The sequence below is a fragment of the Nocardia sp. NPDC050793 genome (assembly GCF_040654065.1).
Taxonomy (GTDB): domain Bacteria; phylum Actinomycetota; class Actinomycetes; order Mycobacteriales; family Mycobacteriaceae; genus Nocardia.
In genome coordinates, this window is record NZ_JBFAHG010000009.1 from 239,842 (window position 1) to 263,434 (window position 23,593).

The following is a 23,593-nucleotide window of genomic DNA, read 5'->3' on the forward strand; positions in this document are numbered from 1 at the left end:
CCAGCAGGGACTTTGTATGCCTCAGCCGTCTCTCACCCCAGTGGCCGCGGCCGACCGCCTGCCCGCGGGAGCGTTTCCGCTCTCCGCGGCCCAGCGCGGCATCTGGTTCGCACAGCACTTCGCGGGTGACACCCCGATCTCGATCGCGCAGTACGTGGAGTTCCACGGCGCGCTCGACCTGGATCTGCTCGCCGATGTGGCGCGTCAGGCCGTGCACGAGTTCGGCAGCGGCTATATGCGGCTGATCGAGGTGGACGGCTTCCCCTACCAGGTGATCGACACCTCGCTGGAGGACGAGACGTTCCTCGTCGACCTGCGTGACGAGCCCGATCCGGTGGCCGCCGCGCAGGCGTGGATGCGGGCGGAATACACCGCCCCGCTGGATCTGCTGCGCGACCGGCTCGGCAAGTACGCCATGCTGCGCCTCGGCGACGATCACTGGTACTGGTACCAGCGCATTCACCACATCCTGCTGGACGGCTTCGGCGCCATGACCATCGTGCAGCGCACCGCCGAGCTGTACAACGCCAGACTGGCAGGCGTCGAGTCGCCACCGAACAAGGCCGCCGATCTGCGCACCATCGTCGACGCGGACGTGGCCTACCGGGATTCGGACCGTTTCGTCGCCGACGCGCAGTACTGGCGCGAGCACCTCGTCGGCATGGCCGAGCCGGTCAGCCTGGCCGGGCGCGCGGCCGATGTGGACGCGCACCCGAGCCTCGTAGCGGGCGAATTGCCTTCCGCCACAGCGAAATTGCTGGATGAGTTCGCCAAAGCGCAGTCGACCAGTATCGCGCCCGTCGTGGTGGCCGCGTTCGGCGCCTACCTCGGCGCGATGACCGGCGCACCCGAGGTGATGCTGAGCCTGCCGGTCTCCGGGCGAACCACCGCGGTGCTGCGGCGCTCCGGCGGCATGATCGCCAACGTGGTGCCGCTGCGGCTGCCCCTCGGCGCCGAGGCCACCGTCGGCGGGTTGATCCGCGCCGCGCAGCACGAGCTGACCTCGGCGCTGCGCAGACAGCGCTACCGCCAAGAGGACATCGTCCGCGATCTGGGCTGGCCGGTGGACGAGGCGGCCTCGTTCGGCCCGACGGTCAATCTCATGATGGTGGACACCAGGATTCGGCTCGGCGAGGTCACCGGCCGGATGCACGTGCTGACCTCCGGATTAATCGAGGACCTGTTCCTGAATCTGTATCCGGGCATGGGCGCGGAGAACACCCACATCGATTTCCAGGCCAATCCCAACCTCTACGACGACGAGGAACTGGCCGCGCAGCACCGCAGGTTTCTCGACTTCCTGCACCGCTTCCTGGCCGCGGGGCAGGATGCGCCGCTGTCGGCGGTGTCGGTGCTCTCGCCCGAGGAGCGGGACGAACTGGCCCCCGCCCGCGGCCCCGGCTCGGTGCCGCCGCGCCCGCTGCCCGAGATTCTCTCCGACGGTGCGGCCATCGATCCGGACGCGATCGCCATCCGCGCCGAGGGAACGGCGCTCACGTATCGAGAGGTCGACGCCTACGCCAACCGCCTCGCGCGACTGCTCATCGCGGCGGGCGCGGGACCGGAAACCGCCGTGGCCGTGGCCATTCCGCGCTCGCTGCGGTCGGTGCTCGCGGTCTGGGCTGTGGCGCGGACCGGAGCGGCGTTCGTGCCGGTCGATCCCGGCTATCCCGCCGACCGCATCGAGTACATGATCGCGGACAGCGGCGTCGTCGCCGGGCTCACCGTGTCCGGCGCGCGGCAGGCGCTGCCCGACCGCATCACCTGGCTGACGCTCGACGATCCCGAGACGGACGAGATGGTGGGACACCAGGATTCGGCGGCCGTCACGGATGCCGACCGGTCGGCCGCGATCCATCTGGACCAGCCCGCCTACCTGATCTACACCTCCGGGTCGACGGGCATGCCCAAGGGCGTCACCGTGGCCCATCGCGGGCTCGCGAACCTGGTCGCCGGCTCCGGCGCGTCGTTCGGCGTCGACGCGAATGCCATAGTGGCGCATGCGGTCTCGCCGAGCTTCGATATCTCGGTCGAGGAGCTGCTCGTCGCGTTCGCGGTGGGCGCGTCGATCGCCGTCGTGCCGCCCGCCGCCTACGCGGGCGAGGACTTGGCGCAGGTGTTGCGCGAGCAGCGGGTTACCCATCTGAACGTGACACCGGTCGTGGTCGGTTCGCTGGACCCGGACACGTTGCCGGATCTGCGCACCGTGGTGGTCGGCGGTGACGCGTGCCCGCCGGAGCTGGTGGCCAAATGGGCGGGCCGCACGCTGCTCAATGGGTACGGCCCCACCGAGACCACGGTCACCGTTACCGTGAGCGCGCCGCTGACGCAGGAAGGGCCGGTGAGCATCGGCAGCCTCACCCGTGGGGTCGTCGGGTTGGTGCTCGACCCGTGGCTGCGGCCGGTCGCGCCCGGCGTGGTCGGGGAGCTGTATTTGGGCGGGCCCGCCGTCGCGCGCGGCTACCACCAGCGCACCGGGCTGACCGCCAGCAGGTTCGTCGCGAACCCGTACGAGCCGGGCGCGCGCATGTACCGCACCGGCGACCTCGTGCGGTGGCGGCGCCGCGCGGGCCGGCTGGAGCTGGACTACGTGGGCCGCGGCGATTTCCAGGTGAAGGTGCGCGGCTACCGCATCGAGCTCGGCGAGGTGGACGCCGCGCTGGAGCGGCAGCCGGAGGTCGAGTTCGCCCTCACCATCGGGGCGACCACACCGAGCGGGGCCACCGCGCTGGTGTCCTACGTGCTCGGCGCACCGGGCGTGGAAGTGCAGCCCGAGGCGCTGAAAGCCGCTGTTGGCGAAGTTCTTCCGGCCTACATGGTGCCGACGGTGATCATGGTGCTCGACAGCGTGCCGCTGACGCCGGTCGGCAAGGTCGACCGCAGGGCGCTGCCCGCACCCGATTTCGGAAAACGCACCACCGTGCGCCGCCCGCCGTCCACCCCGCGCGAGGAGACTCTCGCGGGGCTCTACGCGGAGGTGCTCGGCCTGGACGCGGTGGGCGTCGACGAGAACTTCTTCGCACTCGGCGGCGACAGCATCATCTCCATCCAGCTTGTCTCCCGCGCCCGCGCCGCCGGGCTGCGCTTCAGCGCGCGCGACGTGTTCGAGCGCAAGACGGTGGCCGCGCTGGCCGCCGTCGCCACCGACGCGGCCGAAACCGCCGTGCTCGAATTGCCCGGCGGCGGCGTGGGTCCGGTGGATATCACGCCGATCGTGCACGCGATGCTCGACCACGGCGAGACCTGGAACCGGTACAGCCAGGCCGTCCTGATCGCGCTGCCGCCGGACGGCGACCGTGCCCGCCTGACCGCCGCGGTGCAGGCGCTGCTCGACCACCACGACGTGTTGCGCAGCAGCCTGCGGAAGGCCGAGGACGGCTGGGAATGGACTGTGGCGGAGCCGGGTTCGGTGCGCGCGGACGACTGCGTCGTCGCGGTCGTCGCGGGTGAAGACGTCGAGGTCTCCTGCGAGTACGCCTTGCAGCGTGCCGCCGATCGGCTGGATCCGGCGGCGGGCGTAGTAGCCCAGTTCGTTCTCGTCGAACCGGGTTCTGCTGCGGGTGCATCCGTCCGCGATACTCTCGGCTCCGGCATCGTCGACGGCACGGGCGTGGTCGATGAGGCAGCTGCTGCCGACAGCCGTGGCATCGCCGAGGGCGCCCTGCTCTGGCTGGTGCTGCACCACCTGGTGACCGATGGTGTCTCCTGGCGAATCCTGTTGTCCGACTTGGCTACCGCGTGGTCGGGTGGAGAGCTGGAACCCGTCGGCACCTCCTACCGCCGCTGGGCGCACGCGAACATCGAGCAGGCGGAGTCGCGCGCGACCGAACTGCCCGCGTGGCAGCGTGTGCTTGCCAGCCCGGACGCACCGCTCGGTGCGCGGGCGGCGGATCCGGCGCTGGACACCTTGGCAAGTGCGGCCGAGGTGCGGACCATCGTGCCTGCGGACGTCGCCACCGTCGTACTCGACCAGGCTCCCGTGCTGTTCCACTGCGGCGCCAACGACGTGCTGCTCGCCGCTCTCACCATGGCGGTCGCGCGATGGCGAACCAGGACCGGCGCGCTGTTCACCCTCGAGGGCCACGGTCGCGAGGAGTCGGTGCTGCCCGGCGCCGATCTGGCTCGCACGGTCGGCTGGTTCACCAGCGTGTACCCGGTGGCGATCGATCTCGCGGGCATCGACCTGGACGAGGCCTTCGCGGGCGGGCCCGCGGCCGGTCTGGCGATCAAGGCGGCTAAAGAGCAGTTGCGCGCCGTCCCGGACCGGGGTGTCGGATATGGCATGCTGCGCTACCTGAACCCGCAGGCCGCCGCCGAGCTGGCCGGCGGGCCGGCCCCGCAGATCAGCTTCAACTATCTGGGCCGCGCTACGGGCATACTCGATGGACTTTGGGTGCCACGGCGATTCGCAGCGACACAGGATGACCGTGCGCCGCTGCCCGCCGTCGTGGACGTCAACGCCATCATGGGCGCCGACGGGCTGGAGGTCACCTGGGCCTACGCCACAGAGCTGCTCGGCGCGGACGACGTCCGCGAATTCGCCGAGCACTGGGCCGCCGCGCTGGCCGCGCTCGCCGAGCACACGCGGACGACCGGAGCCGGTGGACACACCCCATCGGACTTCCCCCTCACCACGGTGACGCAGTCCCAAATCGATGACTGGGAGCGCGCCTACCCGAACCTGGTCGACGTGTGGCCGCTGTCGCCGCTGCAATACGGTCTGCTCTTCCACGCCTGGTACGACACCGACACCGCGGACAGCTACACCGTGCAAACCCGGCTCGTCCTCGCGGGCCGGGTGGACCCCGCCCGCTTGCGCGCCGCGGCGCAGGTGCTGGTGGACCGGCACGAGAACTTGCGCGTCGCGTTCGTCGAGACCCCGGACGGACCGCGTCAGCTGGTGCTCGCCGATGCCGAAGTGCGCTGGCACGAACAGGATCTCAGGCACCTGGCCGAGCCGGCCGAGCGCGCACGGGAACTCGACCGGATCCTGGCTCTCGACGCGAACACCCGCTTCGACCTCACCCGTCCGCCGCTGCTGCGGTTCCAGCTCATCCGCACCGCCGACGACACTTACACCCTGCTGATGGCCAACCACCACTTGGTGCTGGACGGCTGGTCGACGCCGCTGCTGGCGCGCGAGCTGTTGACGGTGTACGTCGCTTCCGGTGCGGGCGTGAGCGCCGCGGATGTGCTCGCCCCCGCGCCGTCCTATCGCGATTTCCTCGCCTGGCTCGCCGAACAGGAAGCCGCCGAGGTCATGCCCGCTGCGCCCGCCTTCGCCGAGGGTGAGCAGCCGACCGCCGAACCCGCCGGTGCGCCAGGAGCGGAGCAGGCCGAGCTGGGTCGCGCCGCCGAGATGATCACCGGCCCAGCAGGTTCCGCGTCCCTCGCCGCTTGGCGTGCGGCGCTGGCCGGGATCGACGCCCCGACCCGCGCGGTGCCGACACTGGCGGGCATTCAGTCCACCGAATCCGGCATGGTGTCGGTCGATCTGTCCGCCGAGACCGTCGCGCGACTGGAGGCGACGACCCGCGCCGTGGGCGCGACCGTCAACACCGCTCTCCAAGCGGCGTGGGCCTTGCTGCTGGCCATGCTGACCGGACGCACCGACGTGGTGTTCGGCGGTACCGTGTCCGGCAGGCCGCCGCAGCTGGCGGGCGTCGAGGACATGGTCGGCCTGTTCATCAACACTCTCCCGGTGCGCGTTCGGCTCGATCCGGCGGAGCGGGTCGCCGACCTGCTGGCCCGGGTGCAGAGCGAGCAGGCGCGGCTGCTCGATCACCAGCACGTGGGACTCGCGGCCATCCACCAGGCGGTCGGCCTGGCCGAATTGTTCGACACCCTCACCGTTTTCGAGTCGTACCCGATCGACCGGGAGGCGCTGTCGCAGTCGCTGGACATCGCGGGGATGCGGGTGCTCGACATCGAAGGTACCGACGCGGCGCCGTATCCATTGAACCTGATGGTGATTCCGTTGCGCGGGCTGCCCGGCGAGGCGGGCGACAAGCTGCAGGTCACGGTGAAGTTCATGGCCGACCAGCTGGCCGAACAGGACGCGCGCAGGCTGCTCGACCGTTTCGTCTTGCTGCTCGGGCAGATCGCCGAGCATCCGGAGTTCGGTGTCGCGCGGTTGCAGCACTGCGACGCCGTGGAGCGCGCCGCCCTGCTGCCGGTGCACGGCGTGGACTCGGTGCCCCAGCGCACGTTGCCCGAGATCCTCGCCGCGGGCGCCGCGGTGAATCCGGATGCCGTCGCGGTCAAGGGGAACGGCGACACCATGACCTACCGCGAGCTCGACGCCTGGTCGAACCGGTTCGCCAGGGTGCTGCTGCGCCGCGGCATCGGCGCCGAGGTCTTCGTCGTCCTCGCCCTCACCCGCTCGGTGGAGTCGGTGGTCGCGGTGTGGGCGCTGGTCAAGACGGGCGCGGCCTTCCTGCCGCTCGACCCGAACTATCCGGTGGAACGAATCGAGCACATCCTCACCGACTCCAAAGCGCCCATCGGGGTGACCGTGCGCGCCACCGGCGAGACCCTGCCGAGCACCATCGACTGGCTGCTGCTCGACGACCTGAACACCATCCGCAGGGCGATGACGGTCCCGGACGGACCCATCACCGACGAGGAGCGCGGCGGCGCCATCCGGATGGACCAGACCGCCTACCTGATCTACACCTCCGGCTCCACCGGCAAGCCGAAGGCGGTGCTGCTCAGCCATCGCGGCGTGGCGAATCTCACCACGGCGCAACGCGAATCGCTGGATCTGGATGCCACGGCCATGGCGTTGCAGGTCGCTTCGCCGAGCTTCGACGCGTCGGTCTTCGAGCTGCTGACCGCGCACGCGATGGGCGGACAGCTGGTGCTCTCGCCGCCCGAAGTGTACGGCGGCGCAGAACTCGAACACCTGCTGCGCGCCGAGCGGGTCACGCACGCGGTGATCACACCGTCGGTGCTCGCCACCATGGATCCGAACGGCTTGCCCGACCTGCGCGTCCTCTCGGTCGCGGGTGAAGCCGCCGGGCCGGAGCTGACCGCGCAGTGGTCCGTCGGCAGGCGCATGCTGAACCTGTACGGCCCCACGGAATTCAGCATCTGGGCCACCGGGCCGGGTGAACTGGAGGCCGGGAAGCCGGTCACCATGGGCGGACCGATCCGCGGCGCCGCGGTCATGGTGCTCGACACCTGGTTGCGTCCGGTGCCGGTCGGTGTGGAGGGCGAGCTCTACCTCGCCGGTCCCGCCATCGCGCGTGGCTACTTCAACCGGTTCGCGATGACCGCGGGACGCTTCGTGGCGAACCCGTACGGCGCGCGCGGGGAGCGGATGTACCGCACCGGCGACATGGTGCGCTGGGTCGAATCCGACCGCCCCGGCGGTCCGGTGCTGGAACTGGAGTACCTGGGCCGCAGCGATTTCCAGGTCAAGATCCGCGGCCTGCGCATCGAACTCGGCGAGATCGACGCTGTGCTCGCGGCCGACGACCACGTGGAATACGCCGCGACCGTCGGCATGCCGGGCCCGGCAGGGGAGACCGTGCTCGTCTCCTATGTGGTGCTCAGCGACGCGGGCCGCGAAGCCCTCGGCGAGGAGGCGGAATACGACACCGAACGGCTGCGCTCGCGCATCGCGGGCGCGCTGCCGGGCTACATGGTGCCCGGCTATCTCGTCGTGCTGGACGAGGTGCCGCTGACACCGGTCGGCAAACTGGATCGCAATGCGCTGCCCGTGCCGGATTTCGCCGCGTTCCTGCGCCGGTACCTGGCGCCGCGCACGCCGGTCGAGCAGGCGGTCGCCGAGGTGTTCGCGGAGGTGCTCGGCGCGGAGCGGGTCAGCATCGACCACTCGTTCTTCGAGTTGGGCGGGAACTCGCTCAGCGCCACCAAGGTAGTGGCCAGGGTGAACGCCGCGCTCGGCGCCACGATCGCGCTGCGGGACCTGTTCGACGCCCCTACTGTCGCGCAACTCTCGACGCGCGTGGTCCCCGCCGCGGCGGGTCGGCGCGCCCGCTTCGCGCTGGCTCCGCGCATCCGGCCGGACCGGATCCCGCTCTCGCCCGCCCAGCAGCGGATGTGGGTGCTCAACCGGCTCGACCCCACCTCGCCCGCCTACAACATCGCCGTCGCGCTGCGGCTCACCGGCGAGCTGGACGTGGCGGCCATGCGGCGTGCGTTGCGGGCGGTGATCGACCGGCACGAAAGCTTGCGCACCATGTACCCGGCCGACGCCGAGGGGCCACGGCAAGTGGTGCTCGGCGCAGGCGCCGCGGCGCCCGAGCTCACTGCGGTCGACACCGAACCCGGTGCGGCGCTGCGGGATCGGATCGTCGAACTGGCCGGCGTCGGATTCGATCTGGTGACCGAGCTGCCGCTGCGGGTCGGACTGTTCCGGTTGCACACGGCCGAAGGCAACGGGCGCGCGACGCCAGTGCACATCGTCGTCATGGTGGTGCACCACATCAGCGCGGACGGCGCGTCGATGGCGCCGCTGGCCACCGACCTGATGACCGCTTACGCCGCGGCCACGATGGGCCAGGAGGCGGCGTTGGCCGCGCTGCCGGTGCAGTACACCGATTTCGCGCTGTGGCACCGCGAACTGCTCGGCGACGAGTCCGACCCGGAATCGCTGGCCGCCGACCAGATCCGATTCTGGACCGAATCCCTCTCGGGCGCACCGGATCTGCTGGAACTGCCAGCCGACCGGCCGCGCCCAGCGGTGCAGTCGATGCACAGCGCGGACCTGGATTTCGCGGTCGAGCAGGAGCTGCACCGGGCCATGGCCGGGCTGGCCGCCGACACCGACGTCAGCATGTTCATGCTGGTACACGCCGCCCTCGCGGTACTGCTTGCCCGGCTGGGCGGCGCCGAGGACGTGGTGATCGGCACCGCGGTCGCCGGGCGCGGGGAGGCGGCGCTGGACGAGATGGTGGGCATGTTCGTGAACACCCTCGCGCTGCGCACGTCGATCGACCCGAACCTGACCTTCCGCGAATTCCTCGCCGCCGTGCGCTCGTCGGATCTGGACGCCTTCGCCAACGCCGACGTGCCCTTCGAACGCCTCGTTCAGGTGCTGAACCCGACCAGGTCCACCGCGCACCACCCGATCTTCCAGGTCTCCCTCTCCCTGCAGAACTTCGCCGAGCCTGCGCTCGAGCTGCCCGGCCTGCGCATCGACGTGGAGGATCTGGATCGCGACGCGGCACAGTTCGACCTGACCCTCGACCTGCGCGAGCGCTTCGACGGTGCGGAGCGAGCGGGCATCGACGCCACGCTGACCTACGCCACCGACCTGTTCGACGCGCCGACGGTCGACACGCTGGCCCGCCGGTGGCTCGGTGTGCTCACCGCGGTCGTCGCCGATCCGGGACAGCGCCTCGGCGACATCGATCTGCTGGTGCCGCTGGAGCGCGCCGAACTGGTGCCGGCCCGCGGCCCGGAATCCGCCGGGGTGCGCACCCTGCCCGAGTTGTTCGCCGCGACGGCGGACGCGCATCCGGAGCGCGCCGCGGTGGTCGCCGCGGGCGCGACGCTGACCTATCGCGAATTGGCCGCCCGCGCCGCACAACTCGCCCGCCTGCTGATCGAGGCGGGCGCCGGACCGGAGACGGTGGTGGCGCTCGCGCTGACCAGGGGCACGGAGCTGCTGGTCGGCATGTGGGCGGCCGCCGCGGCGGGCGCGGCGTTCCTGCCGGTCGACCCGAAGCATCCGGTCGACCGCATCGAGCACATGCTCACCGATTCCGGTGCGGTGCTGGGCCTCACCGTCGCCGCCCACCGGCCGCAGCTGCCCGAGGACACGCGGTGGTTGGTCCTGGACGACGCGACCTTTGCCGCCCGCTGGCGGGCGGCCGACGACTCGCCGCTGCGCGGAGAAGATTTGCCGCTGCGCGGGGACAATTCGCCGCTGCGCGGGGACGAGCCGCGCGTACAGATCCTGCCGGACCACGCGGCGTGGATGATCTACACTTCGGGCTCCACCGGAACGCCGAAGGGCGTGACGGTTTCGCACCGCGGCATCGCCGATCTCGTCGCCGCGCAGCGCGAGTCGCTGGCGCTGGACGAGCACGCTCGCGTATTGCAGGTCGCCTCACCGAGTTTCGACGCGTCGGTGTTCGAGGCGATCATGGCGTTCGGCGCGGGCGCGGCCTCGGTGGTCGCGCCGCCCGAGGTGTTCGGCGGCGACGCGCTGGCCGAACTGATCGAGGCCGAACGCGTCACGCACGCGGTGATCACGCCGTCGGCGCTGGCCACGGTGGATCCGGCGCGGGTGTCGAGTCTGCGGGTGCTCGCGGTCGCTGGCGAGGCGGTCGGCGCGGAGCTGGTGGAACGCTGGGCGCGGGACCGCACCATGGTGAACCTGTACGGCCCCACCGAATCCACCATCTGGGCGACGGGTTCGGACGCCTTGTCGGTGGACGCGCCGGTGACCATCGGCGGTCCGATTCGTGGCGCGGCGGTGCTGGTGCTCGACGGGCGGCTGCGCCCGGTGCCGGTGGGCGTCGCGGGGGAGCTGTATCTCGCCGGTCCCGCACTGGCGCGTGGCTATCACGCACGCCCGGATCTGAACGCCACCCGCTTCGTCGCGAATCCCTATGGGGCGCAGGGTGAGCGGATGTATCGCACCGGCGATTTGGTGCGCTGGCTCGGCGGCGAACTGGAATACGTGGGCCGCACCGATTTCCAGGTGAAGGTGCGCGGCCAGCGCATCGAGCTCGGCGAGATCGACGCCGTGCTCGGCCGGGCCGACGGCGTGGAATTCGCCGTGACGCTCGGCGTCCGCGGCCCGTCCGGCGCCACCGCGCTGGCCGCCTACGTGGTCCACGAATCCGGCGTCGAACTGGACGTGGAGGAGCTGCGCGCGCACGCTGCCGCGGCACTGCCCGGATACATGGTGCCCGCGGCCTTCGTGGTGCTGGACGCGATTCCGCTCAACGCCGTCGGCAAGCTCGACCGAAAAGCCCTGCCGGAACCGGTGTTCGCCGACGAACGGACCGAGTACGTCGCACCGAGCACGCCCACCGAGCAGACCCTCGCGGCGGTCTTCGCCGAACTCCTCGGCCGCGAGCGGGTCGGCGCCGAGGACTCCTTCTTCGCGCTCGGCGGCGACAGCATCCTCGCCATCCAACTGGTCTCCCGCGCCAGGCAGGGCGGCGTGACCATCACCCCGTTGCAGGTGTTCGAGCACCGCACCGTAGCGGCGCTGGCCGCCGCGGCCGACGCCGCGGGTGAACTGGTGGTGCTCGAGGAGCTGCCCGGTGGCGGTGTCGGCGAGATGCCGCTGCCGCCGATCGTGAAGTACATGATCGAACGCGGCGGCGACTACGATCGTTTCGCGCAGACCGCGGTGCTGGAACTGCCCGTCGGCATCCGCGCCGAGCAGCTGGCGGCGACGCTCGCGGCCGTTGTCGACCGCCACGACATGCTGCGCGCCAGGCTGCTGCGCGACCCTGACGTGCGGCTCGAGGTGGCCGAACCGGGCAGTGTCGACGTGGCGGGCCTGATCCGCCGCATCGAGTTCGCCGCCGACGCGGACACCGTCGACCTGCGCGAATACGCGCTCACCGAACTGGATTCCGCGATGAACCGGCTGGATCCTGCGCGCGGTGTGGTGTTGCAGTTCCTCTGGCTCGATCCGGTCGGCGAGGCCGGTGACCGTAGCCGGGCCGGTCGCCTGATCGTGATCGCGCACCACATCGTCGTGGACGGAGTGTCCTGGCGAATCCTGGTGCCCGACCTGATGGCCGCCTGGGCCCAGGTCTCGACGGGCGCGACGCCGGTGCTCGCCGACACCGGCACGTCGATGCGCCGCTGGGCGCACGCGCTCGCCGAGGAAGCGCACAGCGCAACGCGGGTCGCCGAACTCGACTACTGGCTCGACCTGATCGGCGGACCCGATCCGCTGATCGGCGGCCGCGAACTCGATCCGACCGTCGATCAGGCGGGGCAGCTGCGCATGGTGGAGGCAGAGGTGTCCGAGGAGGTCACCGCCGCGCTGCTGACCACGCTGCCCGCGCTGTTCCACGGCGGCGTCGAGGACGCCCTGCTCACCACGCTGGCCCTCGCGGTGCACAAGTGGCGCGCGACCGAGGAGCGCAGCGTCCTGGTCCGGTTGGAAGGGCACGGTCGTCAGCAGGAGGTGATCCCCGGTGCTGACCTGTCCCGGACCGTGGGGTGGTTCACCAGCATTTACCCGGTGCGGCTCGACCTCGGTGCGGTGGACGTCGACGAGGCTTCGGCCGGCGGTCCCGCACTGTGGCAGGCAATCCGCGCGATCAAACACCAGTTGCTCGCGGTGCCGGACAAGGGCATCGGTTTCGGGCTGCTGCGCTACCTGAATCACCAGACCGCCGAACAGCTTCCAAGCCGCCTGCCCGGCCGCGTCGCCTTCAACTACCTGGGCCGTTACGCCACCGGCGAGATCCCGCCCGGACTGGAGGGGCTCGGCTGGCTGCCCACCGACGAGCTCGGCGATCTGCCCGCGACCGAATGCAGGGACGTGCCACTGCAAGTCGAGATCGACGTCAACGCCGTGGTCCTCGGCGACCGGTTGCGCGCCACCTTCGGCTTCCCCGCCACGCTGCTGGACCGCGCCGAAGTCGCCGAGCTCTCCCGCCTCTGGGTCGAAGCGCTCGGTGTCGCAGCCGAATTCGCGACCACCCCGGAGGCGCGTGCGGCGGGCGCGGAGGAGGAGCGTGCCATGGCCGAAATCGCCGCCGCCGCGGCGCAGCCCGCGCCGGGCGCAGCCCTCGGTCTCGACGTGCTCCTGCCGATCCGGGTCGGCGGCGACGCACCTGCGCTGTTCTGCATCCATCCGTCGTCCGGAATATCCTGGACCTACCTGGGTTTCGCGGAGGCGCTCGCCCCGGGTCGCCCGATCTACGGTCTGCAAGCGCCGGATCTGAGCGGCCGCGAACCGTCCGTGCGCAGCATCGAGGAATTCGCCGACCGCTACCTTCGCGAGATCCGCGCCGTGCAGCCGGAAGGTCCGTATCACATTCTCGGCTGGTCGTTCGGCGGGCTCATCGCGCACGCCATGGCCACTCGGCTCGAGCAGGAGGGCGCGCGGGTCGGCGTGCTCGCCCTGATGGACGCCGACACCGCCGACATCGACGGTGACAGCATCGAGCCGCTCACCGCGGGCTCGTTCGTCAGCGCCTTCGGCGCGGTGTTCGGCATCGAGGACGTCCCCGCCGACGCCACGGCGCAGGAGACGGCCGCGCTGATCGCCGAGCGGACCGGCGGTGTGGCGGTGGTGGACGCCGGCACCCTCGAGCGAATGGCGGGCTCCTACAACGCCTCGGCGCGAACCAGGACCGGGTATCAGCGTCCCGTCTACCACGGCGACGCCCTGTATTTCAGTGCCACCGTCGACAGTTCGGACATCTTCGGCCCCGAGGGCTGGCGTCCCTACGTCACCGGCGCGATCACCAACTACGACGTCGAGGTCACCCACGACGAAATGACCGCACCACACGTGCTGCCGATCATCGCGCGTGTGCTCGACGAGCATCTTGGAGGCATGCAGTGAACGACAGTGGAGTTGTGGTGGAAGGCGTGGAGAAATCCTTCGGCGACGTGCATGCCCTGCGGGGAGTGGACTTCACCGCCGCGCAGGGCGAGGTGCTCGGCATCCTCGGCCCGAACGGCGCGGGCAAGACCACCACGGTGAACATTCTGTCCACGCTCATCGCGCCGGATCGCGGCCGCGCGCAGGTCGCGGGCTACGACGTGGTCGCCGACCCGGCGGCGGTGCGCCGCTCGATCATGTTGACCGGGCAGTTCGCGGCGCTGGACGACATGCTCAGCGGCTACGAGAACCTGGTCATGTTCGGCAGGCTGATGGGCCTGCGCAAACCCGCCGCGCGGGCGCGCGCCGACGAACTGCTCGCCGAATTCGACCTGGTCGACGCCGCCGACCGGCGGGTGGGCACCTATTCCGGCGGTATGCGCAGGCGCATCGATATCGCGTGCGGGCTCGTCGTGCGGCCCGACGTGGTGTTCCTCGACGAGCCGACCACGGGCCTCGATCCGCGCAGCCGCCAAGGCGTGTGGGACCTGGTGTCCGGCTTCCGCAAGCACGGCATCACCACGCTGCTCACCACGCAGTACCTGGAAGAGGCCGACGCGCTGTGTGACCGGATCATCGTCATCGATCACGGCGTCGTCATCGCCGAAGGCACCGCCGACGAACTGAAGTCGCGCACCGGCGGTAGCTACTGCGAGGTGGTCCCGCTGCGGCTGGAGGATCTGCCTGCCATCGCCGCCGCGCTGGGTTCGCTACTGCCCGAGGAGAATCGGGCCGCGCTCACATCGGAATCCGACCGCATCGCGATCCCTGCCACCGAGGGCGCGAAGACGCTCGCCGAGGCGCTGCGCAGGCTGGACTCGGCGGGCATCCAGCTGGTCGACATCGCCCTGCGCCGTCCTTCCCTCGACGACGTGTTCCTCCAGCTCACCGGTCACCTGGCGGCCACCGAGACGGGAGCGGCCGGATGACCGCCGGGGCCTGGCTGACCGAGACCCGCGCCACGCCGGTCCGCGCGCAACAGTGGTGGGTGCTCACCACGAGGCTGGTGACGCCGGCGATCAAGAGCGGCGAGGTGCTCAGCTCCGTCGTCGCGCCCGCCGCCTTCACCGCCAGTTTCTACATTCCGCTGAAGACGGTGATGACCGTCGTCGGCACTGGATTCAGCAGCTACGCGCAGTTCATGATGCCCATCGTCATCCTGCAGGCTTGCGCGTTCACCGCGATCGGCGCCGCGTTCCGCTCGGCCACCGACGCCGTCGCCGGGATCGACCGCCGCTTCGGCTCGATGCCGATCGGTCCGTTCGTTCCGGTCGCTGCGCGCATGTCCGGCAATGTGTTCCGGCTGTGCATCGCGATAGCGGCGGCGCTGGTCTGCGGACACGTGATCGGCTTCCGCTTCGTCCTGGACGGCTGGCACACGCTGGGTTTCCTGGCCTTCTCGCTGCTCATCGGCATCGTTTTCACGCTGGGCGCCGATGTCATCGGGACGCTGGCCAAGAGTCCGGAGGCGACCACGCAGGCATTGGTGCTGCCGCCGTTGATCCTCGGCATGCTGTCGACGGGCTTGGCTCCCGCGGAGCAATTCCCCAGCTGGATCCAGCCTTTCGTGCGCAACCAGCCGGTCTCGCAGTACGTCATCGCGTTGCGCGCGCTGGCGGGCGATACGAAAGGCAATGCGGGTGAAGTGAGCTGGGCGCTGATGGTGCCGCCCTTGCTCTGGGCGGCGGGGACCCTGGTGATCTGCGTGCCCGCGGCGATCCGGCTGAGCTCGAGGAGGGCGTGATGGTTGTGACGACCCAACGCGCGATGCTGTCGCACGGCGAGAGCTCGCCGATCTCGTTGCTGCGGCACACGGCGATTCAGACCGAGCGCCTGCTGCTGCGCTGGTCCCGCAATCCGGTGGCGCTGCTGGAGACGCTGATCATCCCGTGCCTGCTGTTGTTGATGCTCGACATCGTCATCGGCAACCAGATCGCGAAGTTCTCCGGCACCGACGCGCTGTACGGGTCGGTGCCGATGGTCGCCATCGTCGGCGCGCTCAGCGGCGCGGTGGCGGGCGGGGTGATGCTCGGCCGGGAACGTGACGCGGGCCTGCTCGCTCGTTTCTGGGTGCTGCCGGTGCACAGGTCCTCCGGGCTGATCGCCCGGATCCTGGCCGAGGGCTGCCGGATTCTGCTCGGCACGCTCGTGGTGCTCGTCGTGGGCCACGCGCTCGGCTTCCGCTTCCACCAGGGGTTCCTGGCCGCGCTGCTGTTCGTGTTCATTCCGGTGTTCTTCGGATTGGCGTTCGCCACCATGGTCACCGCCGTCGCGGTGTTCACCGCGAAAGCCACGCTGGTGGAAGGCATCACGATCCTCACTTCGCTGCTGATGTTCTTCAGTACCGGCTTCGTCCCGCTGATCGCCTTCCCGGAGTGGATTCAGCCCGTGGTCCGCAACCAGCCGATGTCGGTCGCGGTGGACACCATGAAGGCGCTCTCGCTCGGCGGTCCGCTGGCCCACTCCCTCACGATGACCTTCCTTTGGTCGATCGGCGCCGTCGTCGTCTTCGCGGTGCCCGCGGTGATCGGCTACCGGCGGGCCAGCCGCCAATGAGCCGTTTCCATACGCCGTTTCCACGCTTCGGAGATGCGGCGGCTGTGTGCGGCGTCAGCGGTGGTCGGCGCGGGTGCGAAGGATGGCTGCGGTGTGGTCGTCGGCGGGGAGGAAGGCCTCCAGGTGCAGCTCGGAGAGGGTGACGTCGACGGCCGTCGCGAAGGACGTGATGGTGGTGATCAGCCGCAGTTCGCCCGCCTCGCTGCGCAACCGCAGCGGGACAGCGAAACCGAGGTGCTCGGGACCGGGTTCGGCGGCGGGCAGATAACTCGCCAACTCGGCGATGAAAGAGTCCAGCTCGGGATCGGGACTGCGCAGCGCCCGGCCGCGCAGTGATTCGATCACGTGCCTGCCCCACTCCGGCAGGTTCAGCACCCGGCGGGCGAGGCCGTCGGGATGCAGCGCCAGGCGCAGCACGTTGACCGGCGGTGCGAGCAGCTCGGGCGCCGCGCCCTCGGTGAGCAGTTCGAAGGCGGCGTTGGCGGCGACCAGCACGCCATACGGGCGCACCACGACGGCGGGGTAGGGCATGTGGCCATCGAGTATGCGGTCGAGCGCGTCCCGGACGGGTGCCAATTCGGGTGTGTCCAATCGTGATTCGGCGAAGACGGGCGCGTAGCCCGCGGCCAGCAGCAGACCGTTGCGTTCCCGCAGCGAGAGTTCCAGCGACTCGGCAAGGCGCACGACCATGGTGCGGCCGGGGCGGGACCGGCCCTGCTCGAGGAAGCTGAGGTAGCGCTGGGTGGTGTCGGCGCGGATGGCCAGATCCAGCTGACTCACCCGGCGCAGGGTGCGCCAGCGTTTGAGCTGGTGGGCGAACGCGTCGGGCTGGTTGACCGCGCCCGCGGGTGGCTTGGCCACGGTGTTCATCGGTGGCTTGGCCACGGTGCTCGTTCGTGGCTGGGCCACGGTGTATCTGGGTGACTGCGCCACGGTACTCATCGGTCCTTGATATCGAACCCGGTGCGGCCGCGCCATACCCTGCGGGGAATCGCGGCGTCGCGTCGCGCTCGCCAGACTCGGTGCCATGAGCACTCACCACGAAGACAAAGAACTGGCCCGCTTCGCCGAGCGGTACATCGCACTCTGGAACGAGCCCGACCCCGCGCTCCGCCGCAGTCTGATCGACGAACTCTGGGCCGTCGACGGCGCGCAGGTGCTCGTCGATCCCCCCGAGGCCATCCGCGACGCCGCGACCGACCTGGCCTTCCCGATCCCGCCGCTGGAGGTGCGCGGCCGCGAGGCTCTGGATCGCCGAGTGAGCCGGGCTTACGAAATGTTCGTCGCCCCGGGCGAACACGTCTTCGAACTGCACGGCCACCCCACCCGCCTCACGCCACGGCTTATCGGCCTCGGCTGGGCAATGGTGAGCCGCGCCGACGGCACCGTGCCAGGTGGCGGTTACGAGGTGATCGCCCTCGACGAGGAGGGCCGAATCCGGCTGGACCACCAGCACATCGGTATCGACGCCTAGCCGGTCGCGTCGCGGCGGTTCCCGTCAGCGGGATGCGCGCGAACTCGTCACGCCTCGAAGAACACCACGTTGCCCGCCGCGTCGCGGGCGCCGCGTATGGCTTCGATGGCGGCGGCGAGTTCGGCGGTCGTCGACCAGGTGCGCGGGGGGTCGCCGTCGAGATTGCCGATGGTCAGCCACGTCTCGGTGTCGCGGTAGCGGACCAGCCCCTTGCCCGTCGCGTCGACGGTGACATCCAGATCGCCGGACACCGTGCCTTCCTCCTCGGTCATGACGGCGGCCTTGCCGGAGATCTCGATGATGTCGATTATCTGAACCCTCCTCGGCTGACGCACTCGTCGACTGCGGTGCGCAGAGCGGACTGTTCGGCGGTGTCGATGGTCAAGCCGTATTTTACTTTGATCTCCAGGTAGCGACCGATATAGCCACACCGGAAATTTCCCGGCGGCAGGTAGTTCGCGGCGTCCTGATCGCCCTTCGACCGGTTGGCCGACGGGTCGGAGGCGACGAGGTTGATCGCGTCGTTGGCGATGCGGCGGCGCGTGTCTTCGTCGCGCGTGGCCGCGCCGGATCGCCATGCCTCGGCCAGCGGGACGATGTGCTCGGCGTCGACGCTCGAGGGGGCGGTGATCCACTTGTACTCTTTGAGCTGTCCGGTCTTGCTGTCCAGCACGCCGTACTGATCGCGCCAGCCCCCGTCGGAACCGATCGTGAGCTCACAGGTTTTGGGATCGAGCCGGACCGAGCCGACGGCGTCGCGCAGCATCATCACTTCCCGCGTGGTGCAGCGACTGTATTGCGTGAAGTCGGCGCCGAAACCGTGTTCGGGCTTGTTGGTATCCCAGTGCGGGAACTTCTCGCGGCTGTACCCGGTCATCGGGGCTTCCTGCGCGACAGCGAGTTTCGCGAGCAGGCCACGGACTTCCTCGGCGGACGCCGAAGTCTGCTGTCCGGGCGAGGCCGGTGGTTTGCTGTCGGTGCCGCGAGAAGCGGTGCATGCGGCGGTCAGCAAGAGAGTGAAGACGATCGGCGCGATAACGGCCACCACTGTGCGGTTCACAGCGATCCCCCGTCGAACGAGACCGCCGAGTCACCGATGACTCTCCCGGCCGCCGGGTGCCAGAGGGACGATTGCCGGGCCGTGAGCTTCATCGAGTTGTTTCCTAACGCCTACCTCGTGCAATTATCGCGGCGCCAAAGTACCTTGTCTCGGCTATGCGGGAATGCCAACGCCGCGTATGAGGTTCCGCACAACCGAGTAGGCAGGCCGGCGCTCAGTCCTCGTTCTGCTCCGCGTCCGGCGGCTGCGCCATCGGCGGAACTCCGGTGTCCAGGAACCGAATCAGGCGCTCGATGCGCGTGGTGTGGTCGACGCAACGCTCCAGGTAATTGCCGAGCAGTGCGAGGTCGATGGCCGCGGTCGCAGGCTGCGATCGCTCCGGATCGATCAACGCCGCGTGCAGGCGCTCGCGCAGACCGGCGAGCGCCGCGGTGACCTGTTGGGCGTCGGCGGACTGGTGGGCGGTGGCCACGGCCTCCCCTGCGAGGGCGGTGCGGTGCGCCGCGAACTCGCCGAGTTCGGTCAGCACGTCCAGGATGGGTTGCGGTGCGACATGGTTCGGATGACTTCGGTAGACCTGGTCGGCGACGCGGCTGGTCAGCCAGCCGATGCGGGACAGCTCGTTGGCGATCTGGATCGCCGTCACCACGTGTCGCAGATCCCTGGCCACCGGCGCCTGGAGCGCGAGCAGCACCACCGTCCGTGCCTCGCACGCGCCGTACATCTTCTGTAGCTGCTCGTCCAGGGCGAAGACCTCGTAGGTGACTGCGAGGTCGGCGGCCGCGACGGCGTCGGTGACGCGCTCGACGGCGTCGTGGGCGAGTCGGCACATCAGCGTCAGATCGTTCGTCAACGCGTTGAGCTCGTGGGTGAACTGGGTCCGCACCGGCAAATTCTCGCCTATGCCGGGGCGAGCAGGGAAACGATTCGCACTGCCCGGTATGGGCATGGCTTCCGCGTCGTGTCACATGATGCGTGAAAGTCGCAGTGTACTGCGAAAATAGCGAACTGATATCACATGGCAGTGCGTGCCGTGCCGCTCGCCCTTTCCGGTGTTACGGTCGGCGTATGCCGAAGAGGGACGATGTGCAACACCGTCTGGTGACCACCTTCCAACGCTGGGTCGGCAATCCGATCCTGCGCAGGCTGCCGAGCCAGCAGCTGCTCGAGACGACAGGCAGGGTGAGCGGCGAACCGCGCATCACCCCGATCGGCGGTCGCCGGACCGGCGACCAGTTCTGGCTGGTCTCCGAGTTCGGCGAGCGCTCGCAGTACATCCGGAACATCAAAGCCGACAACCGGGTTCGCGTGCGACTGCACGGCAGCTGGCACACCGGCACCGCACACCTGCTCCCCGAAGACGACGCCCGTGCGCGCCTGCGCGAGCTGCCGCGCGCCAACAGCGCCGCCGTCCGGCTGGTCGGCACCGACCTGCTCACCGTCCGCGTAGACCTGACCGACTGAGCGAGGGCCGACTACATTCGCGTCCGGCGGTGCCGCCTACCTAAGCGGGCTGCTTGTCCAGCACCTCGACCAGCCGCCACGTCACCGGTGGCGCGTCGGCGGGCGGATTCGCCACGGGGGTCTGTTCGATGCGCAGGCGGTAGCGGTAGCCGGGCAGAAACTCGAAATCGGTGATCGAGCCGTAGAACAACTCCCACGGGCCGTTGTGGTCGCGGCGGATCTGGAGGCAGTCCATCGGCGCGACGCCGGTGCACCGCATGGTCTGTGGCGCGACATCGATCACGAAGGTTCCGTCGCGTTCGAAGGATTCGCTGGTCGTGGCCGCGGCGAGCAGTGGTTGGGCCTGCGGTGCGGTGGTGCACGCGGCCAGCAGCGGAACGAGCAGGATGCTCGCGGCGAGGGCCTCGCGGAGTCGTTGCTGCATCCTCCCGATGATACCGATCTGGGTGCCCGGAGATAGCTGGGACGATGGAACGCATGATCCGTGCGTTGACAACCCGCTGGACCTCGTTCGTCCCTCTCCTCGCCGCGCTCGCCTTGGTCGCCACGTGGGGCCGGAGTCTGCCGGCAGCGGGGGTGATCGTGGTCGCGCTGTTCCTCGCGGGATCGGTGCTCGCCGCCGTGCAGCACGCGGAGGTCGTCGCGCACCGGGTAGGGGAGCCGTTCGGATCGCTGGTACTCGCGGTCGCCGTAACGGTGATCGAGGTCGCGCTCATCGTGACGCTGATGATCTCCGGCGGCGAGAAGGCCGCCACCCTGGCTCGCGACACCGTCTTCGCCGCGGTGATGATCACCTGCAACGGCATCTTCGGGCTGGCCCTGCTGGTCGGCGCTCTGCGCAGGCGCCTAGCCGTGTTCAACGCGGAAGGTACCGGCGCCGCACTGGCCACGGTGGCGACGCTGGCCACGCTGAGCCTGGTGCTGCCGACCTTCACCTCGAGCGTGCCGGGTCCGGAGTTCTCGCCCGCGCAGCTCGCTTTCGCCGCGGTGGCCTCGCTCGCGCTGTACGGCCTGTTCGTGATGGTGCAGACGGTGCGCCACCGCGACGACTTCCTCCCGGTGGAGGACGACGGCGTGATCACCGGCGCCGCGCACGACCAGCGGCCCTCCGTCCGCGCGACGCTCGCCAGCCTCGGGTTGTTGCTGGTCGCGCTGGTCGGCGTGGTCGGCTTGGCGAAAGTGGTCTCGCCGACCATCGAATCGGCGGTGGCGAACGCGGGTTTGCCGCCCGCGGCGGTGGGTGTGGCGATCGCGCTGCTGGTGCTGCTGCCCGAGACGCTGGCCGCGGTGCGCGCCGCCCGGCGCGATCAGGTGCAGATCAGCCTGAACCTGGCGTTGGGTTCGGCGATGGCGAGCATTGGCCTCACCATTCCGGCCATTGCTGTGGCAACCATCTGGCTACAGGGTCCGCTGGTGCTCGGACTGGGTGCGACCCAGATGGTTCTGCTCGCGCTGACGGTTGTCGTCGGTGTGCTGACCGTCGTTCCCGGTCGCGCGACCTTGCTGCAAGGCGGCGTGCATCTGGCTCTGTTCTCGGCTTTTGTGTTCCTCGCCGCTAGCCCTTAGCCGTCGTGATGCGTCTCACGAATGGCCGGGAGTATTCGCCTGAATGGTTGCTTCGTGGCCAGCGTCACAGCATCCGAATTTTGCTGTGACGCAGAGTACCGATTAGCTTGACGGATGTTGGCATTGACGCCGGATTCGGAGAGCGCCATGAATTTCGACATCTCCCGTGCGGAAAGCGCGGCACGCGGACTGGGTCTATGACCACGGAAATCCGCACCGCTGATCGCGAATCCGCGACCGCGATCGTTCGCAAGAATTTCTCCGAGACGATGGTGTCGTCGGTGTGGACGTTCGGTCGTGCGGTGGGTATCGCGCAGGAGTCGGTGACCGGAACGGTCGGTGACATCGCGCGCCGGGAGTTCCAGTGGCGTGAGGCGATCGTGCAGGCGTGGCGGTTGGTCACGGTGACGACGGTGCCCGCGATCTTGATGGCGATTCCGTTCGGGGTGATCGTCTCGATTCAGGTGGGCAATCTGATTCACACGCTGGGCGCGGATTCGCTGCTGGGCGCGACCGGTGGGTTGGGCGTGATCAAGCAGGGTGCGCCGATGGCGACCGGTTTCTTGCTCGGGGGTGCGGGCGCGGCGGCGATCGCCGCGGATCTGGGTGCGCGCACGATTCGGGAGGAGATCGATGCTTTGCACACGATGGGCATCAGCCCGGTGCACCGGTTGGTGATTCCGCGGATGGTGGCGATGTTGGTGGTCGCGCCGTTGCTGAACGTGTTGATCATCTTCGTCGGCGTGCTGGCGGGATACGCGGTGGCGATCGGCGGCCAAGGCGTGACGCCGGGTAGCTATTGGGCGACGTTCGGGTCGTTCACCACGGCCGCTGATGTGTGGGTGTCGTTGGTGAAGGCGTTGATCTTCGGGTTCGTGGTGGTGATCATCGCGTGCCAGCGTGGGTTGGAGGCCAAGGGCGGTCCACGTGGTGTGGCTGATGCGGTGAATGCGGCGGTGGTGTTGTCGGTGGTGTCGATCGTGTGCGTGAATCTGCTGTTGACGCAGGTGACCGCGATGTTCCTGCCCACAAGGCTGGCGTGATGGCGGTCTCTTCCTACGTCCCGAAGGGACTCGCTCCCGTCGCGCGCTACTTCCGTCGCGGCAGCCGCGTGCTGCGGGCGATCGATTCGCTCGGCTTCGTCGCGGTGTTCGTCTGGCAGGTGCTCTCGTCGATTCCGCTGACGTTGCAGCGCTACCGCGCGGAAACCATGCGCGCCATCACGAACATGACGTGGGGCCGCGGCTCCATCGTGGTCGGCGGCGGCACGGTGCCGATGATGGTCGTGCTCGGCCTCGTGATGGGCGCGTCGGTCGGCGTCGAATCCTTCGCCACCCTGGACATGCTCGGCATGGGCCCGGTCACCGGCATCGTGTCGGCCTACGCGACGACCCGCGAACTGGCCCCGATCGCGGCCGCCGTCGGCTTCGCCGCGCAGGCGGGTTGCCGCATCACCGCCGAGATCGGCTCCATGCGCATCTCCGAGGAGATCGACGCGATCGAATCGCTCGGCCTGCGCTCGGTGCCGTTCGTGGTGACCACCCGGGTGATCGCGGGCGCGCTGGCCATCGTCCCGACCTTCCTGATCGCGCTGATCCTGTCCTATCTCGCCTGCCGCGGCCTCATCACGCTGGTGCACGGCCAGTCCGCGGGCGTCTACGACCACTACTTCTTCCAGTTCGTGTCCGGATTCGACGTGATCGCCGCGGTGATCAAGGTCGCCATCTTCGGGACCGTGGTGATTCTCGTGCACAGCTATTACGGCTTCTTCGCGAAGGGCGGCCCCGAAGGCGTCGGCATCGCGTCGGGCCGCGCGGTCCGCACCAGCTTCGTGGCGATCATCGCCATCGACATGGTGCTGTCCATCGTGCTGTGGGGTTTCAACACGGCGATCAGCTTCACGGGGTGAACA

14 protein-coding genes are annotated in these 23,593 nt (G+C 69.5%); 9 read left to right on the forward strand and 5 right to left on the reverse strand.

All coding sequences use genetic code 11. The annotated features are described in order from the left end of the window. Window positions 1-16: 16 nt before the first annotated feature. Genes AB0H50_RS27965 through AB0H50_RS27980 form a run of 4 tightly spaced genes read left to right on the forward strand, consistent with a single transcriptional unit; the run spans window position 17 to window position 16,117 of the window. Window positions 17-13,522, forward strand: coding sequence for an amino acid adenylation domain-containing protein (locus tag AB0H50_RS27965; protein WP_357458156.1), 13,506 nt, complete (start codon window positions 17-19; stop codon window positions 13,520-13,522). Then, window positions 13,519-14,490 (forward strand): ATP-binding cassette domain-containing protein, encoded by a 972-nt coding sequence (locus tag AB0H50_RS27970; RefSeq protein WP_357458159.1) that lies wholly within the window; start codon window positions 13,519-13,521, stop codon window positions 14,488-14,490. The genes AB0H50_RS27965 and AB0H50_RS27970 overlap by 4 nt, the downstream gene beginning before the upstream one ends. Then, window positions 14,487-15,305, forward strand: a complete 819-nt coding sequence (locus tag AB0H50_RS27975) for an ABC transporter permease (RefSeq protein ID WP_357458161.1) — start codon at window positions 14,487-14,489, stop codon at window positions 15,303-15,305. Before AB0H50_RS27970 ends, AB0H50_RS27975 begins: the two co-directional genes overlap by 4 nt. Next, window positions 15,305-16,117, forward strand: coding sequence for an ABC transporter permease (locus tag AB0H50_RS27980; RefSeq protein WP_357458164.1), 813 nt, complete (start codon window positions 15,305-15,307; stop codon window positions 16,115-16,117). The genes AB0H50_RS27975 and AB0H50_RS27980 overlap by 1 nt, the downstream gene beginning before the upstream one ends. 54 nt (window positions 16,118-16,171) lie before the next feature. Here the strand turns inward: AB0H50_RS27980 and AB0H50_RS27985 are convergent, their stop codons facing one another. Beyond that, a complete protein-coding gene (locus AB0H50_RS27985; RefSeq protein WP_357458355.1) occupies window positions 16,172-16,987 on the reverse strand; it encodes a helix-turn-helix transcriptional regulator in 816 nt (271 codons plus the stop codon). A 157-nt stretch (window positions 16,988-17,144) separates the two neighbouring features. Between AB0H50_RS27985 and AB0H50_RS27990 the strand changes: the two genes are divergently transcribed. Further along, window positions 17,145-17,591, forward strand: a complete 447-nt coding sequence (locus AB0H50_RS27990) for a hypothetical protein (RefSeq protein ID WP_357458166.1) — start codon at window positions 17,145-17,147, stop codon at window positions 17,589-17,591. A 47-nt stretch (window positions 17,592-17,638) separates the two neighbouring features. On the opposite strand, the gene AB0H50_RS27995 is transcribed toward AB0H50_RS27990, so the two are convergent. The 3 genes from AB0H50_RS27995 to AB0H50_RS28005 form a co-directional block, all read right to left on the reverse strand. Next, window positions 17,639-17,863 carry a hypothetical protein gene (locus AB0H50_RS27995; RefSeq protein WP_357458169.1) on the reverse strand — a complete coding sequence of 75 codons (225 nt, stop codon included), beginning with the start codon at window positions 17,861-17,863 and terminating at the stop codon, window positions 17,639-17,641. Window positions 17,864-17,898: 35 nt separating this feature from the next. Beyond that, complete coding sequence (locus AB0H50_RS28000; protein WP_357458172.1) at window positions 17,899-18,651, reverse strand: HNH endonuclease family protein; 753 nt, start codon at window positions 18,649-18,651, stop codon at window positions 17,899-17,901. 214 nt (window positions 18,652-18,865) lie between these two features. After that, window positions 18,866-19,537: a PhoU domain-containing protein gene (locus tag AB0H50_RS28005; RefSeq protein WP_357458175.1), complete on the reverse strand. Its 672-nt coding sequence runs from the start codon at window positions 19,535-19,537 to the stop codon at window positions 18,866-18,868. A gap of 182 nt (window positions 19,538-19,719) precedes the next feature. Between AB0H50_RS28005 and AB0H50_RS28010 the strand changes: the two genes are divergently transcribed. Next, window positions 19,720-20,115 (forward strand): nitroreductase/quinone reductase family protein, encoded by a 396-nt coding sequence (locus AB0H50_RS28010; protein WP_357458178.1) that lies wholly within the window; start codon window positions 19,720-19,722, stop codon window positions 20,113-20,115. A gap of 40 nt (window positions 20,116-20,155) precedes the next feature. Here the strand turns inward: AB0H50_RS28010 and AB0H50_RS28015 are convergent, their stop codons facing one another. Further along, complete coding sequence (locus tag AB0H50_RS28015; RefSeq protein ID WP_357458181.1) at window positions 20,156-20,539, reverse strand: DUF4377 domain-containing protein; 384 nt, start codon at window positions 20,537-20,539, stop codon at window positions 20,156-20,158. Between the two features lie 53 nt (window positions 20,540-20,592). Here AB0H50_RS28015 and AB0H50_RS28020 point away from each other — a divergent pair, with 53 nt between their 5' ends. The 3 genes from AB0H50_RS28020 (at window position 20,593) to AB0H50_RS28030 (ending at window position 23,590) form a co-directional block, all read left to right on the forward strand. Then, window positions 20,593-21,681 (forward strand): ionic transporter y4hA, encoded by a 1,089-nt coding sequence (locus AB0H50_RS28020; protein WP_357458184.1) that lies wholly within the window; start codon window positions 20,593-20,595, stop codon window positions 21,679-21,681. 197 nt (window positions 21,682-21,878) lie between these two features. Then, window positions 21,879-22,724: an ABC transporter permease gene (locus AB0H50_RS28025; RefSeq protein WP_357458187.1), complete on the forward strand. Its 846-nt coding sequence runs from the start codon at window positions 21,879-21,881 to the stop codon at window positions 22,722-22,724. Next, a complete protein-coding gene (locus tag AB0H50_RS28030; protein ID WP_357458190.1) occupies window positions 22,724-23,590 on the forward strand; it encodes an ABC transporter permease in 867 nt (288 codons plus the stop codon). Before AB0H50_RS28025 ends, AB0H50_RS28030 begins: the two co-directional genes overlap by 1 nt. Window positions 23,591-23,593: the final 3 nt, after the last annotated feature.

What these genes read in the sequence shown, in the direction of transcription:
- AB0H50_RS28025 (WP_357458187.1), top strand. Translation starts at nt 21,879, where the DNA reads ATGACCACGGAAATCCGCACCGCTGATCGCGAATCCGCGACCGCGATC.
- AB0H50_RS27990 (WP_357458166.1), top strand. Translation starts at nt 17,145, where the DNA reads ATGAGCACTCACCACGAAGACAAAGAACTGGCCCGCTTCGCCGAGCGG.
- AB0H50_RS28010 (WP_357458178.1), top strand. Translation starts at nt 19,720, where the DNA reads ATGCCGAAGAGGGACGATGTGCAACACCGTCTGGTGACCACCTTCCAA.
- AB0H50_RS27980 (WP_357458164.1), top strand. Translation starts at nt 15,305, where the DNA reads ATGGTTGTGACGACCCAACGCGCGATGCTGTCGCACGGCGAGAGCTCG.
- AB0H50_RS28015 (WP_357458181.1), bottom strand. Translation starts at nt 20,539, where the DNA reads ATGCAGCAACGACTCCGCGAGGCCCTCGCCGCGAGCATCCTGCTCGTT.
- AB0H50_RS27965 (WP_357458156.1), top strand. Translation starts at nt 17, where the DNA reads ATGCCTCAGCCGTCTCTCACCCCAGTGGCCGCGGCCGACCGCCTGCCC.
- AB0H50_RS27985 (WP_357458355.1), bottom strand. Translation starts at nt 16,987, where the DNA reads ATGAACACCGTGGCCAAGCCACCCGCGGGCGCGGTCAACCAGCCCGAC.
- AB0H50_RS27975 (WP_357458161.1), top strand. Translation starts at nt 14,487, where the DNA reads ATGACCGCCGGGGCCTGGCTGACCGAGACCCGCGCCACGCCGGTCCGC.
- AB0H50_RS28030 (WP_357458190.1), top strand. Translation starts at nt 22,724, where the DNA reads ATGGCGGTCTCTTCCTACGTCCCGAAGGGACTCGCTCCCGTCGCGCGC.
- AB0H50_RS28020 (WP_357458184.1), top strand. Translation starts at nt 20,593, where the DNA reads ATGATCCGTGCGTTGACAACCCGCTGGACCTCGTTCGTCCCTCTCCTC.
- AB0H50_RS27995 (WP_357458169.1), bottom strand. Translation starts at nt 17,863, where the DNA reads ATGACCGAGGAGGAAGGCACGGTGTCCGGCGATCTGGATGTCACCGTC.